Below are 15803 nucleotides of genomic sequence, written 5' to 3' on the forward strand. Positions count from 1 at the left end.
GCACCTTTTGAAGGCCAGACTATCAACGCCCGGACGAGATGCCAGATCAATCTTCGGACACCTTGCCGCGCAGCGCCTTGACGTCGCCCCGCGCCTTTTTCGCCGCAAGCCTGCGTTTGACCGAACCATAGGTGGGTTTCGTCGCGATGCGCCGCTTAGGTTTGACCAGCGCCTTGCCGATCAGCTCGGCCAGCCTTGTTCGCGCAATTTCCCTGTTGCGGGCTTGGGAACGTGTTTCTTCGCATTGAATGATGATCGCACCATCCTTGGTCCAGCGGCGCCCGGCCAGCCGTTTCAGCCGCGCCTTGACCGGATCGGGCAGCGAGGGTGAGCGCGCGGCTTCGAAGCGCAGTTCAACGGCGGTCGAGACCTTGTTCACGTTCTGCCCGCCAGGCCCGGAGGAACGCATGAAGCTCTCGGTCATTTCCCAGTCCTGCAGTGTGATATCGTCAGAGATGCGCAACATGGGCAAGACCATAGCTGGAGCGGGTAAAAACAGAAAGGGCCGCCCCGATGGGACGGCCCTTCGAAAGTTCAGGAGGTCGGGTCGGTTAGATCAATCGACCAGCCGGAGCGTACGCTCGGCCAAGGGCTGCCCTAGCAGGCGGTCCTCCCGGTTGTTCCGACACCTCTCTCCAATCTCTTTCTCGACACTGGATCACCTCCTTTTCTATCTGTTGCGGTTGAAAAGAAGCGTGACACAAGATGCGCCATTCTCAAAGCACTTTTTTACGCAGGCCGTGCAGCGGTCAGTCGCGCAACGATCACCTTGAACGGAATCAGCGCGATCAGAGCCAGCGACAGTTTCACCAACCAGTCGGCAAAGGCCAGCGTCACCCACAGCGGCGCCTCGGGGCCTGACAGCATGAAGGGCACGGGCTCCCACGCCCAATTGATGGCCGCATCTGCATCGGCACCAAAGAAGGTGACCGAGGCCGAGAAGGCGATAGTAAAGAAGATCGCGGTATCCAGCGCTGAACCTACCAGGGTCGAGACCAGCGGCGCACGCCACCATTGACCGCCGCGCATGGCGTTGAACACGGTGACGTCGGTCAGTTGCGCGATCAGGAACGCGGTGCCCGAAGCGACGGCGATGCGCAGCGGCACGGCGGCATAGGTAAACCCGTCGCCCTGAAGCATGATCTGGCTGCCGATCAGCGAGCAGATCACCCCGGTGACGAAGCCCGCGAAAACAACCTTGCGGGCCGGGCCCACACCGTAGACGCGGTTCATAATATCAGTGACCAGAAAGGCCAGCGGATAGGTGAAGGCACCCCAGGTCAACAGGCCGTCAAAGATCAGGAACTGGACCAGGATGTTCGAGGCCACGACGATGGCGGCCATGGCAAGAATGCCGGGAATATAGTTGCGTTGCATTTTGTGATGCCCGTTTTGACAAGGTAGCGGCGACTTGGCCAAGGGACCGTCCCAAGGCAGGCTGTGCGTTTAGACCTTCATCTGCCGTGTGTCAATCGGGCAGCAGATACTCGACCAACTCGGTCCGTTGCAGTGCCAGAAAGTTGTCATCCGAGATCATCGTGGCCCGCAAACGTCCCCGATCATCCCGCCAGATCGACAAGCCTTCTAGGTTGTCATGCGCGCCGGTTCCGGTTTCGAACAGGGTTTCCTCGGCGTTTGGCACGTCGCCTGTCAGATCCCATCGCCGCAGGCGCGAGCGAAATCCGATTGCCGTGAGGTTTCGCTCCAACACGTAGAACCGCCCATCAGGACCGAAATCAGCGGCAACCGGTTTGAACCAACCACGCTGGGGCAGAACAAATGGGGTCGACCAGGTTTGGCCATTCCAGCGATAGACGGGAATATCTCCGTCCGGGGTGCGGTTCGTTTCCGGCAGCGTATACAGCCGTCCGCGCCTGTCGATGGCCAGACCTTCAAAGGACCCGTTGTCGGCGAGATGCTGAAATGCCTGCGGGCGTGGCAATACACGCGCCTTCGTGCCCGCTGCGGGGTAATGGGCGACGCGGTGCACCCCTTCGAATGAGATATAGAACCCACCGTCAGGAGCCGCCGCAATCCCTTCGGAATCGCCAACGCCGCCGGACATGAGATGCCCATTGCTGGACAGAACCGGCCATTGCCCCAGAATGCGAATGCCGGTGATCTCGCCATCAAGACGTTCAATGCGCGCAATCACCAACCGTGCCCGGTCGCTCAGCGCCATCATTTGCTGCCCATTGTCCGAAATGTGCAGCGCCGAGAATCCACCGAACCAATCCGCCTTGTCACGCCATGCAAAACTGCTTTGATGTGTGGCGGTCTTTACATCCACTCCAGGGGCCGCCGTGGCCAGAAACAGTGCCGCACCTACTTGGATTGCAAGACTGAGGCGCATTGCTTCGGCAAATCGGCCAGCACATATTCCCGGCGTTTCTTGGGCGGCGGCGCGTTTGGATCGGGCGGCGGCGGGTTCAGAATGTTACGCACCCATTGTTGCGCCTCGGCACAGCCATCGCCCTTGGGTGGTGCATCCTGGTTGACGCATCCCTTTGATCCTCTTGGGCATTTCAGGCGTACGTGAAAGTGGTAGTGATGCCCCCACCAGGGCCTGATCTTGCGCAGGTAGGCCCGGTTGCCTTTTTCATCGTTGCACATCTGAACCTTAGCCCCGGGGAATACGAAGATACGTGCCACGCGCTTGTCCTTGGCGGCTTCGCGCAGTACCGCGTGGTGCTGTTTGGTCCAGTTGCTGTTGACGTAGGCACCGTTCGAGCGGCGCAGCGATATGGACGAAATATTCTCGCGCGCCTTGCGCGACAGGCGCATGTTGTCACCCGGAAGCATCCAGATATCGATATCCAGCCCCAGCTGGTGCGAGCGATGGCCCGAAGTCATTGGCCCACCCCGCGGCTGGCTGATATCCCCAATATAGAGACCGTTCCAACCCGGCTGTTTCGCCGCAAACCGGCTGAGGTCCTGCACGTAATCGATCGCTTCGGGATGCCCCCAGTTGCGATTGCGCGACAGTCGCATGGCCTGCCACGTGGGCCCGGTCTCGGGCAATTGAACCGATCCGGCCGCACATCCGCGCGAATAACTGCCGAAAGCAGCCGATTTTTGTTGCGAGCTTACCTTCTGTGCCCCGAACAACTGCTTTGCCAAGGGCTGCGCCGATGCCGTATTCGCCAGCGCGGTTATTACCAGTAGTGCCAAAAAACGTAGTAAAATCATCTGCTCTGATCCCCTTCAGGTCTGACCCAGCGCATCAGGAATAGACCCAGAATAAACAACAGAATGATTGGTGACACCCCCAGACGCGCACTGCCGGTTGCGGTTGTTGCAATCCCGATCAACAACGGGGCCGCAAAAGCGGTCGCGCGCCCCGACAGACCATAAAGACCAAAGCTTTCGACCGGGGTTTCGGGGTCGGTGTGGCGCACCATCATCGAACGGCTGGCCGATTGCAGAATGCCTCCCATGCCACCGATCAGCACACCACAGCCAAAGAAGACCAGGTCAGGCAGGTTGGATCCGTCAGGCAGGCCGATGCCGTAGATCTGCGTCCGGTCCATCGACACCACTGTGACGCAGACAAAAATCAATACCCAGATCGCCACCAATATCACTGGTTTCGGGCCGTATTTCTTGTCTGCCTTCCCTCCGATCCACGCAAAAACGGCCGAAGCGAGAACGCTGACGATCCCGAATACTCCGATCTTGATCAGATCCCATTCCAACACCAGCCGCGCATAGACACCACCAAAACTGTACAGCCCGTTAAGTGCGTCGCGATAGAACATGGACGAACCGAGGTAACTGGCCAAACTGACGCGATAGCGCAAGTTAGACACTGATTTTGACAGCAGGCGCAGCGCCTCTCCCACGCTTCCTTTCCTGTCTGTCGCCGCATCATCGCGGACCCACAGGAAGTACGGAACCATGAACAGAATGAACCAGATTGCCGTGAATGGGCCGACAAAACGCGTGCCTTCCCGGGTGGCGGCATCCAGACCAAAGGCGGGCACCATCCCGATCAGGGTTTTGCCGTTTGGCTGTTCCACAAACAGCGCCAGCATGATCGCCAGCGAAATCAGCCCTCCAAAATAGCCAAAGGCAAAGCCCGAGCCCGAGATCTCTCCCACTTCGCTGTCATCACCCAGATCGGGTAGCTGCGAGTTGATGAAGATCAGCGCATATTCCGCGCCGACGAAGCCAAAACCGAAAGCCGACAGCATCAACCACATGTTCGAGCCATCGGGCATCGTATACCAAAGCGCCGCAGACCCGACCGCATACATGACCGAAAAGGCAAATATCCACGGGATGCGCCGCCCCGAGACATCCGCCATCGCCCCCAGAAGCGGCGCACCAAAAGCGATGATCAGCCCGGTGATCGTCAGACAGTTCGCCCAAACAGTCTGCGCGCGCGCCGCAGCCGCCTGCGCACCCAGCCCTTCAGTGGTGAAATACCCGGCGGCGACGCCCGCGAAGTAAGGGCCAAAGACAAAGGTGACCAGAAGGGTGTGAAAGGGCTGGCTGGCCCAGTCAAAGAACCACCAGCCCCAAATGCGCCTGCGCTTGGAAATCTCTGCCATCTCTGCCCCTGTTTATCGTTGCGATTATATGACTGGGCTTTCATTCAAATCGCAAGCGTTGAGTGCCAGACACTTGCTCTTTGTCGCCATGGTGCTTAGGTCTCGGCCAACAAGAATACGGAGAACCCATGCTGTCGCTGATCCAAATCCTGCTGCTGATCCTGGACATTGTCTGGTTCATCATCCTGGCCCATGTGATCATGAGCTGGCTGATCAACTTTCAGGTGCTGAACTTGCACCAACAGCTGGTCGCGCAAATCTGGTACGGGCTGAACCGCCTGTTAGAGCCTATCTATGGCCCGATCCGGCGCATCCTGCCCAATATGGGCGGTCTGGACCTGACGCCGCTGGTGGTGCTGATCGGGGTCTATGCGCTGCGGATCATCCTGATCAACAACGCGGTCTATTTCTACTGACCTCTTGTTCCCCGATTCCGACTGTGTGATTGTCCTTTCAAGAGCAGTCAAATCTTGAAACAGGGCACCCCCGCACATGTTCGACGCCGCGCCTCTGCTGCGAGATGTCTTTGGATTCGATGAATTCCGCCCCGGGCAGGAAGAGATCGTCGATGCCGTAACCGCCGGCCAGAACGTGCTGGCGATCATGCCCACGGGCGGCGGCAAATCCCTGTGTTATCAACTGCCTGCCCTGCTGCGCGACGGGGTCACGGTGGTGATCTCGCCATTGATCGCCCTGATGCGCGATCAGGTGCGGGGGCTGCAAGAAGCCGGGGTCGAGGCCGGCGCGCTGACCTCGGGCAACACGCCCGAGGAAACCGACGCCGTGTGGGAAGCGCTTGAGGCCGGGCGGCTGAAACTGCTTTACATGGCGCCCGAACGGCTGGCGGCAGGCTCGGCACTGGGCATGTTGCGGCGGATCAATGTCAGCCTGATCGCGGTGGACGAGGCCCATTGCGTCAGCCAGTGGGGCCATGATTTCCGCCCTGATTATTTACGGATCGGAGAGCTGCGGCGCGCGCTGAACGTGCCCCTGGCCGCTTTCACAGCCACGGCGGATGCGGAAACGCAGGACGAAATCGTCGAGAAACTGTTCGCCGGCACACCCCCGCGCAAGTTTCTGCGGGGCTTCGACCGGCCGAATATCCACCTGGCCTTTGCCGCCAAGGACAGCCCGCGCAGACAGATCCTGGATTTCGCGGACGCCCGCCGAGGCCAGTCGGGCATCATTTATTGCGGCACTCGCAACAAGACCGAAGTTCTGGCGCAGGCGCTGCGCGAACAGGGCCACAGCGCCTGCCACTATCACGGTGGGATGGAGGCCGAGGACCGCCGCATCGTCGAAACCCGCTTCGCGCGCGAGGACGGGTTGATCGTGGTGGCCACCGTGGCCTTTGGCATGGGCATCGACAAACCCGACATCCGCTGGGTCGCCCATGCGGACCTGCCGAAATCCATCGAGGCCTATTACCAGGAAATCGGCCGCGCTGGGCGCGACGGCGGGCCGGCCGAGACCCTGACTCTGTTCGGCCCCGACGATATACGTTTGCGGCGGTCCCAGATTGACGAGGGGCTGGCGCCACCCGAACGCCGCATGGCGGATCATGCGCGGTTGAACGCGCTGCTGGGGTTGGCCGAGGCACTGGAATGCCGCCGCCAGACCCTGCTGGGCTATTTCGGGGAACAGGCCGCACCCTGTGGCAAATGCGACCTGTGCGATACACCGCCCGAAGTATTTGATGGAACAACACCCGTCCGAATGGCCTTGTCCGCGATTCTTCGCACCGAGGAATGGTTTGGCAGCGGTCATCTGATCGACATCCTTCTGGGGAACGAGACCGACAAGATCCGCGCCCGTCGTCATGATGGTCTGTCCACCTGGGGCATCGGCAAGGACTGGTCGCGCGCGCAATGGCAGGCAATATTCCGCCAGATGATGGGGCACGATCTGGTGCGCCCCGACCCCGAACGCCACGGGGCCTTGCGGATGACCGAGGCCGCCAAACCTATTCTCAAGGGCGAGGCAAAGATCAACCTGCGCAAGGACGCCCTACGCAAGGCAACCCGTCGCCCCGCCGTGAAAGCCATGGTGTCCGATGAAGATGCGCCCTTGCTGTCGGCTCTCAAGGCCAAAAGACGCGCATTGGCAGAATCCGCCCGGGTCCCGGCTTATGTCATTTTTCCGGATCGTACCCTGATCGAAATGGCGGAAAAACGCCCCATGACGCTGGACGAGATGGCCCGGATCGGCGGCGTCGGCGCCAAGAAGCTGGAACGGTATGGCGACACCTTCCTTGAAGTGATAGCGGGCGAGGCCCAGGCGTTGCACCCGGCGCGGCGCAAGCTGGCCGGTCGCGATCAGGGCGACATCTATGACCGTTTGCTGGAAGTACAGTCCCAATTGTCCCGCGGTCCCGAGGGGATAGACAAGCCTCTGACCTGCTCGGCCTCGCAACTGGCAAAGGTGGCACAGATGCGCCCGGATGACCTGCGCGGGCTTGAACAGGTGCTGGGCGACCGGCGTCACGAAAGGTTCGGCACCGCCTTTCTGGACGTGCTGCGTGAGGCGGGCTAGATACGCCGGGACACGTAAGGAAAGAGGGCAGGTATGCTGGTAGTGATTTCCCCGGCCAAGCGGCTGGACTGGACACAGCGGGATGTTGAAGTCACACAGCCCGATTTTCACGATGATGCGATCAGACTGTCCAAAACCGCGCGCAATCTGACCCTTGGCGATCTGAAAAAGCTTATGGGTCTGAGCGATGATCTGGCGCGCCTGAACCGCGATCGCTATCGTGCTTTTTCCGAAATGCCAGACGCCGATGCAACGCGCCCGGCCGCGCTGGCCTTTGCTGGGGACACCTATCAGGGTCTGGAAGCAGCTTCGCTCGATCCTGATGAACTGGCATGGGCACAGGATCATCTGCGCATCCTCTCAGGTCTCTATGGTGTCTTGCGGCCACTGGATGCGATACAGCCCTACAGGCTGGAGATGGGCAGCAAGCTGAAAACACGGCGCGGCAAGACCCTGTATGAGTATTGGCGCGACCAGCTGAGCAAAGCTCTGAACACACAAGGCAACATGATCGGCAGCGACGTTCTGATCAACTGCGCCAGTCAGGAGTATTTCGGCGCCGTGGACCCGAACGCTCTGAAATTGCGCGTCATCTCGCCGGTGTTCATGGAAGACAAGAACGGCACTCCGAAGATCGTGAGTTTCTTTGCCAAAAAGGCGCGTGGTGCAATGGCGCGATATGTCATTCAGCACCGCCTGACCGACCCCGATGCCCTGCTGGATTTCGATGCGGGCGGTTACGCGTATCGTGCTGACCTATCGGAAAAGGATAAACCTGTCTTTGTTCGACCTTATTCGTCCTGAGACCCTGACAACCTGATCGATATTTCCTTCCACGGTTCTGGGCCGTGGATCCGAGCGAGGGGCCAGCCCCTCGCGCTCCCCGGGATATTTTCAGCCAGATGAAGTGGGATCCTGTTCGCGGTCACACATGGGTGCATGTTTCTGGGCGAGGTGATTGTCCATGACTTCGCTTACGCCATCCGGTTGGTGTTGCAGGATCATTTGATGAATATGATTTTTGCGCAGCGGTTTCGTCATGTAGTGATCCAACCCTGCGGACAGGATGCCCTGATCGTCACCGGCCATTGCATGAGCAGTTAAGGCGACAATCGGGACATGACGCCCTGTTTCGACCTCGAGCCTGCGGATTTCAGCAGTGGCCTGTTTGCCGTCCATTTTTGGCATCGATATGTCCATGAAGATCAAGTCCGGGTCAAATTCCTGAAACATCTCGACGGCTTCTATTCCATTGGACGCAAATCGCAGATCTATATGCAGGTCTTTGACCATCTTTTTCAGGATCAGCTGGTTGGTAAGATTGTCCTCGGCCGCAAGTACCTTCATGCGCCTTGCTTCCAAAGCCTTGGTTTCTTGGCGGACAGAGACGGGTTTTCGCTGCGTCGAACGACGTTCTGGCGGCGGGGTGTCCTTGAGAGCCACGAGCCTGGAATACAACTCGGCCCTGGGGATCGGCCTCTGCAACACACCGTCGATCAGTTCGCGGGCTGGGTGCGTGTGGATCAGAGATGGATTTGCAGACATCACGATGACCGAGGCGTCGCCCCACCCACGGTCTTTGAGGGTGACGGCAAGTTCCAAGCCATCCATATCCGGCAGATCATGATCGCACAGGACAAGTTCAATCGCGCCATGCATTTCTGCCAGCGCCTCGGCCCCTGATGCGCAAACCGTCACTTCGGCCCCCAAACGGCCAAGTTGTTTCGCCAAAATAGCCCGGTTTACGGCCAGATCCTCGACCACCATGACATGATTCACACAATCCGCCAGTTTCGGAGGCTCGGGCTGCGGGCCTTCTGCCGTGGGCAGCGACACCCTGAACCCGAAACAGGATCCCCGACCCGGTTCGCTTTCGACCCAGACTGAACCGCCCATCATGGTGATCAGGCGCCTGGTGATCGCAAGACCCAACCCGGTACCTTCAAATTGACGATTGCGTTCATCTTCGACCTGATTGAACTCACCAAAAACGTGGTTGATCTTTTCTGCATCGATACCGATGCCGGTATCTTCGATGGCAACATGGATGTCGCATGTCTGAGCCTGGGCATGCGGAACGCCTGTCACACGGACCAGGACATGACCTTCCGTGGTGAATTTGACTGCGTTGCCGACCAGATTGGTCAGAACCTGCCGTATTCGGCCCGGATCGCCCACGAAAAGGGTGGGCAGGAACAGGTCGTAATCCACGAGCAACGTGAGCCCCTTGTCGCGCACGCTTGGCTGCAACAGCATTGCGACTTCAAGAATGCAGCGCTCCAGATCGAAGGGTTCAGGGTGCAGAACCAGCTTGTCCGCCTCGATCTTGGAGTAATCAAGCACGTCGTTGATGATAACCAACAATGCCTCACCCGAATTGCGGATCGTGTTGACATAGAGCCGCTGTTCTTCGTCCAGCGGAAATTCATCAAGCAGTTCGGCCATACCCACGATACCATTCATCGGCGTGCGGATTTCGTGGCTCATATTGGCGAGAAAGGCTGATTTGGCCCTGTTGGCCGCTTCCGCCCGTTCGCGGGCAACCTTCAGTTCTGTTTCGTGCCGGACCGACGCGGTGATGTTGAGTGCCAGGCTGACCACGTCACCACCGCTGCCACGCTGATCAATCAGGCGAATGTAGTGACCGTTCCACAGCTGCATGACGATCGGAGTTGGATTGGCCCGATTCCAGCGTGCCTGCATTCTGGCCTGCCATTCCTCGGCAGTTTCGTCACCGGTATCGACAATTCCTTCGGTGGTCAGCAATTGCAGAATGCGCTGGTAGGAAATCCCTGGCGCCACCTCATCCAGCCCTTCAAACACGCTGAGATATGCAGCGTTTGCGCTGATGAGCCTGCTGTCGCCGTCAAAGAATGCAAACCCGTCCTGAATGGTCTGGATCGAATGCCAAAGGCGGCGTTCGGCAATCTCGATCTTGGCATGAGCGACAGTGAGATCGGATTTGACCTTTTCGTTTTCCCCACGAACAGTTTCGACTTCGGCCTGAGTTTCACCAATGCGCCTGGTCAGCGCCATGGCGTGTTGGCCCAGTTTGCGATTGGCGGCCGAAAGCTCGGCCTGTTTCAAGGCAAGCATTCGTTCGGCTGCCAGACGCGCACGCCGTTCCTGTGCCAGTTTGATTGCAAGACTCATTTTGATCGATTCCGGGACGTTCGGATTTCAGCATCGCGACAGAGAATGAAAAACTGTTTAAGCCGTTGCGCTACAGGCGCGCGCCATGCAAGGTTGAGCCCAAAGAGGAGAGCACGATGCACCGCTTTGTTTTTATTTCAATAACTTACATAATTGGCCTTCTGATCCTTCCCGCCGCCGTTCTGGCGCAGAGTGCGGTGCCTGAGTTCCGCTATGTCACCTCTCGGGACACGGATTTTTACGGGTCGGATCTGGATCCGTTGTTCGACACCGATCTGAAGTCCTGTGTTCAGGCCTGCTCGGCCAACGCGCAATGTACGGCGTTCACCTATAACACCCGTTCCGATGCCTGCTTTCCCAAAAGTGGCGTGAACAGACAAGAGGCGTATCAAGGCGCATTGTCCGCGCAAAAGGTGCCAAGCAGCGAACGGACTCTAATCTTGGGAAAAACGCGCGCGCAAGCACTGAGCGTCCTGAGTTCTGACGATCTGGATCACGCAAGAAAACAAGCCCGCGATCTGGGATTCCTGCACCCGGCAGGGGGGTATGATCTGCGGGCCGTTCTGGATGCGGCGCGCGACGCAGGCAGTGTCGCACAAACGATGCAGTGGACCGGTGTCGCCGTATCGCTCAGCGACCGCGCGGATCTTTGGGTGGAATATGCGCACCTGCTGCTGGCCATGAACCCTTCGGGTTGGAACGAGCGGCGCGACCTGCGCAACCGCGCGCTGAATGCGGCGATCAATGGCTATCTGCGCGCCGAAACCCCCGGCACCCAGATCGCTGCTCTGATGACCCTTGCGGAAGCCCTGGAAGAGGTTGAGCGCGGGCGCGACATGATTCCCGTTCTTCGGTTGGCCGAGCAGGTGCAGCCGCGCGAAGACGTGCTGACCGCATTGGACACAGCCATCGGCAAATACGGTTTCCGCGTGGTCGACAGCTCGGTCGAAAGCGATGCGGCAGCCCCCAGGATCTGTATCGAATTCTCGGAATCACTGGTCAAGGCCGGGGTCGACTATGATCCCTTCGTTCAACGTGACGCCGATGGGCTGGTCGTGCAGGCCGAGGACAGCCAGCTTTGCATCGATGGGGTCGCGCATGGCCAGCGTTATCGCCTGACATTGCGCGAAGGCTTGCCTGCCGCCTCGGGCGAAGCACTGAATCGCAGCATCGAACTGACCCATTATGTACGCGACCGGACGCCTTCGGTTCGGTTTCCCGGACGCAGCTATGTCCTTCCGAAATCTGCCAACGCGGCCTTGCCCGTCGAAACGGTCAATGTCACCGAACTGGACCTGACCCTGCGGCGGGTCAGTGACCGGAACCTGTTGCGGGCCGTGCAACAGGACTTTTTCGCCCGCCCGCTCAGCGAATGGCAGGAGGAAGAATTCTCGGACCAGATTGCCCAGGACATCTGGACGGGTACTGCCGAGGTTTCAAACCAGTTGAACCAGACCATGACGGCACGTCTTCCCATGGCCGAAGCGATCTCGGATCAACCTGCCGGTATCTATGCATTGACCGCCCGCGTTCCGGGGGCCGATCCCTATGACGATCCCGGCGCAACGCAATGGTTTGTGCTTTCTGATCTGGGGATCAGCACCGCTCTGGGCACTGACGGGCTGCACGTGACCGTGCGCGGGCTAAGCGACGCGGCACCGCGCGAAGGTGTCGAAGTTTCGCTGGTCACTGGGGCGAATGCTGTCATCGCATCGGCACAGACCGATGAAACCGGCTATGTTAGGTTCGATCCGGGCCTGACACGCGGCAAAGGGGCCAGCGCGCCTGCTCTGGTGACGGCGGCAATCGATGATAGGGATTTCAGCTTTCTCTCGCTGACCGATCCTGCCTTTGACCTGTCGGATCGCAGCGTTGAAGGGCGCGCACCGGCGGGGCCGGTCGATGTCTTTCTGACCACCGACCGAGGTGCCTATAGGGCCGGCGAAGTGATCCATGTCACCGCCCTGTCCCGCGATGGCAAGGCGCAGGCCATCGAGGGCCTGCCTCTGACGGCGATCCTGTATCGCCCGGACGGGGTGGAATACCGCCGGTCTGTCTCGGATGGCGGTGTTGCCGGGGGCCATGTCTTTGCCCTGCCCGTGGCCGCAGACGTACCGCGCGGCGCATGGAAAATTGAAATCAAATCCGATCCAAAAGGCGATGCGCTGGCGCGTCAGACCGTTCTTGTCGAGGATTTCCTGCCCGAACGGATCGATTTCGAACTGACTCTGCCCGACGAACCCTTGCGCCCCGGCGACAGCCCACCGCTCTCGATCGACGCGCGCTATCTGTTTGGAGCGCCGGGGTCGGACCTGAGCATCGACGGGCAGGTCATCGCACGCCCGGCGAACACGGTCCCGGGCTACGACGGATATCGCTTTGGTCGCTATGATGCAGAAACCTCGATCAAGAGCACATATTTCGGAGACACGCGCACAGACGCGACGGGGCACGCGACCGTAGCAGTCAAAATCCCCGTGTTAGAGACTGAGGGAAAGCCAATCGAGGCCGAAATCATCGCCCGGCTTGCCGATGGCTCAGGCCGCCCGGTCGAGCGTCGCCTGACCGCGCCCGTCCTGCCGCCGCACCCTGTTATTGGTGTCAAACCTCTGTTCGACGAAGTCATTCCGGAAGGCACCGAAGCTGCATTCGAGATCGTTGGCCTGTCTCCTGAGTTGACGCCCATTCCGATGCATCTCCGCTGGACGCTGAACAAGATAGAAACGCGCTATCAGTGGTACCAGCTTCACGGCGACTGGAACTGGGAACCGACAACGCGCCGCAGCCGTGTCGCCACCGGCGAGGTAGACGTCTCCTCTGACCCTCTGACACTGACCCAACCGGTGGAATGGGGGCGCTATGAACTGGTGGTGCAGCGAGTTGACGGAACATATTCCGAAACCGCCGTCGATTTCTATGCGGGCTGGTATCAGGCCGCCGATGCATCGACCACGCCGGACCGGCTTGAAATGTCGTTGGATCGCGACAGCTATCGCATCGGGGATACGGCGCAGTTGCGGATCGTGCCCCGCAGGGCCGGTGTCGCTCAGATCGAAGTCCTTTCGAACCGTCTGATCCACCGCCAGATCGTGGAGGTGCCCGAAGGGGAAACTCTGATCCCGATTGAGGTGACCCAGGATTGGGGCGCCGGGGCTTATGTCACCGCAACCGTGATCCGCCCAATGGATGTTGCAGCCGGTCAGAACCCGGCGCGGGCGATGGGCGTTGCCCATGCCAGCATCGATCCAGTGGACCGCAGACTTTCCGTAACTGTCGACGTGCCCGAGGTCACCGCACCACGTCAGACGCAAAAAGCCCGTATTAGGGTCGAAAATACCGTGGACGATGAGCCGGTCTGGCTGACGCTGGCCGCCGTCGACGTGGGCATTCTGAACCTCACCGGGTTCAAAAGCCCGGACCCGCAAGGATACTATTTCGGGCAGCGCCGTCTGGGTGTTGATCTGCGGGATGTCTACGGGCGACTGATCGACGGCATGAACGGAGCCAAGGGCACAGTGCGCTCGGGCGGCGACAATGACAGCGGGATGCGTCGCCAGTCTCCGCCACCGACACAAGACCTGATGGCCGTGTTCAGTGGCCCGGTCGAGATCGGCGCGGATGGAGAGGTTGAGATCGACATTCCCCTTCCTGCCTTCAACGGAACCGTCCGGCTGATGGCCGTCGCGTGGTCGCGCAAAGCCGTCGGTCAGGCCGAAGCTGAAATGATCGTCCGCGACCCGGTGGTCGCTACCGCCAGCCTTCCGCGCTTCCTTGCCCCGGGCGATCAAAGCCGGATGCGTCTTGAGATCGTCCATGCGGATGGCACACCCGGAGAAATGGCACTTGGCCTGACCGCCTCCAAGAGTTTGGAACTGGGCGCGGCACCGGCCAGCTTTTTGCTGGAGGACGGTGGCAAGGCGGTTTTCGAGATCCCGATCACGGCCGGCGCCATCGGCGATCCTGAAATCAGCGTATCGATCACCACACCTGATGGGCTGGACCTGTCGCAAACCCTGCGCATGCCGGTGCGGGCCAATGACCCGGTGATTGCACAGACGCGGCGTTTTGCCTTGGGCGCAGGCGATAGCTTCCTGTTTTCGCAGGATGTGTTTGACGGGTTCCAGCCGGGTTCGGTGAAGGCCATCCTGTCCGCTGGAGCATTGGCCAAATTCGACACGCCCGGTCTGCTGGATCAGCTGCACCATTACCCCTATGGCTGCACCGAACAGATCACCAGCAAAGCGCTGCCGTTGCTGTACCTGTCATCCGTTGCGCAAGCCACGGGGCTGGGGGATGGCCCGGTTGTGGATCAACGCATCGCCGATTCGATCCGCAGTATCCTGACTCGTCAGGCCGCAAACGGCGCCTTTGGCCTGTGGCGCGCAGACAGCGGGGATTTCTGGCTGGACGCCTATGTGACCGACTTCCTGTCCCGTGCCCGCATTCAGGGGCATCTCGTGCCGGACCGGGCGTTCGCTCAGGCGATGGACAATCTTCGGAACAGGGTCAATTACGCGCCTGATTTCGACGAAGGCGGTCAGGACATCGCCTATGCCCTGATGGTTCTTGCGCGGGAAGGCGCGGCCTCGATGGGCGATCTGCGCTATTACGCGGATGTCAAAGGGGATGCCTTCGACACCCCTCTGGCGGCGGCGCAACTGGGCGCAGCTCTGGCCTCTTACGGCGACCAGACCCGAGCGGATGCGATGTTCAACCGTGCCGCGCGGATGCTGGATCGGCAACAGAACCAGCAACTGAACGTCTGGCGCGCTGACTACGGCACCCACCTTCGGGATGCAGCGGGCTTGTTAAGCCTTGCCGTGGACGCGGGCAGCGAGGCGATTGACCGCGATGCTTTGATCCAACGGGTGAGCACCGGCCGCGCGCCGCTGTCCACTCAGGAGGCCACGTGGTCATTGCTGGCGGCGCACGCGCTTGTGTCTGACCCAACGGGATCGGGCTTGATGGTCAACGGGGCGCCGGTTTCCGGTCCGTTTGTGAAAGTTCTGCAATCCGGACAGGCGGATGAGATCCACGTCACGGCCGCCGACGGTCAGGCGACGGATATCACTTTGACGGTCACAGGCATCCCGGAGGTTCCGCCCGAGGCAGGCGGCACCGGCTATGCAATCGAACGGCGGTATTATTCGATGGATGGCGATCTGATCGATTCAGACAGCTTTGCCGTGGGTGATCGGTTCGTCACTGTGCTGCAAGTTACACCGTTCGAAAACGGCGGTGCGCGGCTGATGGTGAACGATCCACTGGCCGCCGGGATCGAGATTGACAACCCAAGCCTGCTGCGCTCGGGCGATGTCCGATCGCTGGACTGGCTGGATCTGTCCGACGCCACCCATACCGAGTTCCGCTCGGACCGGTTCCTGGCCGCCGTTGATTTGTCCGGTCGTGAAACCGTGACGCTGGCCTACGTGGCGCGCGCCGTGACACCTGGCGTGTTCCATCATCCGGCGGCCTCGGTCGAAGACATGTACCGCCCGCAGAACCGGGCGCGGACATCTACCGGACGGGTCGCGATCCAGTGACCGGACTTGCGCCATACCCTTG

10 protein-coding genes are annotated in these 15803 nt (G+C 60.1%); 4 read left to right on the forward strand and 6 right to left on the reverse strand.

What is annotated here, in order from left to right:
* Positions 1-46: 46 nt before the first annotated feature.
* The 5 genes from arfB to GS605_RS16855 form a co-directional block, all read right to left on the reverse strand.
* Positions 47-466, reverse strand: a complete 420-nt coding sequence (gene arfB / locus GS605_RS16835; RefSeq protein ID WP_171229972.1) for an alternative ribosome rescue aminoacyl-tRNA hydrolase ArfB — start codon at positions 464-466, stop codon at positions 47-49.
* Between the two features lie 263 nt (positions 467-729).
* Positions 730-1377, reverse strand: coding sequence for a queuosine precursor transporter (locus GS605_RS16840; protein ID WP_171637404.1), 648 nt, complete (start codon positions 1375-1377; stop codon positions 730-732).
* A gap of 91 nt (positions 1378-1468) precedes the next feature.
* Positions 1469-2353, reverse strand: coding sequence for an esterase-like activity of phytase family protein (locus GS605_RS16845; protein ID WP_171724722.1), 885 nt, complete (start codon positions 2351-2353; stop codon positions 1469-1471).
* A complete protein-coding gene (gene mepA / locus GS605_RS16850) occupies positions 2326-3189 on the reverse strand; it encodes a penicillin-insensitive murein endopeptidase (RefSeq protein ID WP_171637407.1) in 864 nt (287 codons plus the stop codon). Before mepA ends, GS605_RS16845 begins: the two co-directional genes overlap by 28 nt.
* Complete coding sequence (locus tag GS605_RS16855) at positions 3186-4553, reverse strand: MFS transporter (RefSeq protein WP_171724723.1); 1368 nt, start codon at positions 4551-4553, stop codon at positions 3186-3188. The genes mepA and GS605_RS16855 overlap by 4 nt, the downstream gene beginning before the upstream one ends.
* Positions 4554-4681: 128 nt before the next feature.
* Between GS605_RS16855 and GS605_RS16860 the strand changes: the two genes are divergently transcribed.
* The 3 genes from GS605_RS16860 (at position 4682) to yaaA (ending at position 7889) form a co-directional block, all read left to right on the forward strand.
* A complete protein-coding gene (locus GS605_RS16860; protein ID WP_005980077.1) occupies positions 4682-4969 on the forward strand; it encodes a YggT family protein in 288 nt (95 codons plus the stop codon).
* 76 nt (positions 4970-5045) lie between these two features.
* Positions 5046-7085: a DNA helicase RecQ gene (gene recQ, locus GS605_RS16865; RefSeq protein ID WP_171637412.1), complete on the forward strand. Its 2040-nt coding sequence runs from the start codon at positions 5046-5048 to the stop codon at positions 7083-7085.
* A 33-nt stretch (positions 7086-7118) separates the two neighbouring features.
* A complete protein-coding gene (gene yaaA, locus GS605_RS16870) occupies positions 7119-7889 on the forward strand; it encodes a peroxide stress protein YaaA (protein ID WP_171724724.1) in 771 nt (256 codons plus the stop codon).
* Positions 7890-7979: 90 nt separating this feature from the next.
* Here the strand turns inward: yaaA and GS605_RS16875 are convergent, their stop codons facing one another.
* Entirely contained in the window at positions 7980-10238 is a 2259-nt protein-coding gene (locus GS605_RS16875; RefSeq protein WP_171724725.1) for a response regulator, read from the reverse strand.
* 116 nt (positions 10239-10354) lie between these two features.
* On the opposite strand from GS605_RS16875, the gene GS605_RS16880 reads away from it, so the two are divergent.
* Positions 10355-15781, forward strand: coding sequence for an alpha-2-macroglobulin family protein (locus GS605_RS16880; RefSeq protein ID WP_171724726.1), 5427 nt, complete (start codon positions 10355-10357; stop codon positions 15779-15781).
* The last annotated feature ends 22 nt before the right edge of the window (positions 15782-15803 follow it).

It is taken from the genome of Ruegeria sp. HKCCD7559, assembly GCF_013110575.1.
Taxonomy (GTDB): Bacteria; Pseudomonadota; Alphaproteobacteria; order Rhodobacterales; family Rhodobacteraceae; genus Ruegeria.

Bases quoted from the DNA above. Each gene is read 5' to 3' on its own strand.
- arfB (WP_171229972.1), bottom strand. From the start codon at position 466: ATGTTGCGCATCTCTGACGATATCACACTGCAGGACTGGGAAATGACC.
- GS605_RS16840 (WP_171637404.1), bottom strand. From the start codon at position 1,377: ATGCAACGCAACTATATTCCCGGCATTCTTGCCATGGCCGCCATCGTC.
- GS605_RS16845 (WP_171724722.1), bottom strand. From the start codon at position 2,353: ATGCGCCTCAGTCTTGCAATCCAAGTAGGTGCGGCACTGTTTCTGGCC.
- mepA (WP_171637407.1), bottom strand. From the start codon at position 3,189: ATGATTTTACTACGTTTTTTGGCACTACTGGTAATAACCGCGCTGGCG.
- GS605_RS16855 (WP_171724723.1), bottom strand. From the start codon at position 4,553: ATGGCAGAGATTTCCAAGCGCAGGCGCATTTGGGGCTGGTGGTTCTTT.
- GS605_RS16860 (WP_005980077.1), top strand. From the start codon at position 4,682: ATGCTGTCGCTGATCCAAATCCTGCTGCTGATCCTGGACATTGTCTGG.
- recQ (WP_171637412.1), top strand. From the start codon at position 5,046: ATGTTCGACGCCGCGCCTCTGCTGCGAGATGTCTTTGGATTCGATGAA.
- yaaA (WP_171724724.1), top strand. From the start codon at position 7,119: ATGCTGGTAGTGATTTCCCCGGCCAAGCGGCTGGACTGGACACAGCGG.
- GS605_RS16875 (WP_171724725.1), bottom strand. From the start codon at position 10,238: ATGAGTCTTGCAATCAAACTGGCACAGGAACGGCGTGCGCGTCTGGCA.
- GS605_RS16880 (WP_171724726.1), top strand. From the start codon at position 10,355: ATGCACCGCTTTGTTTTTATTTCAATAACTTACATAATTGGCCTTCTG.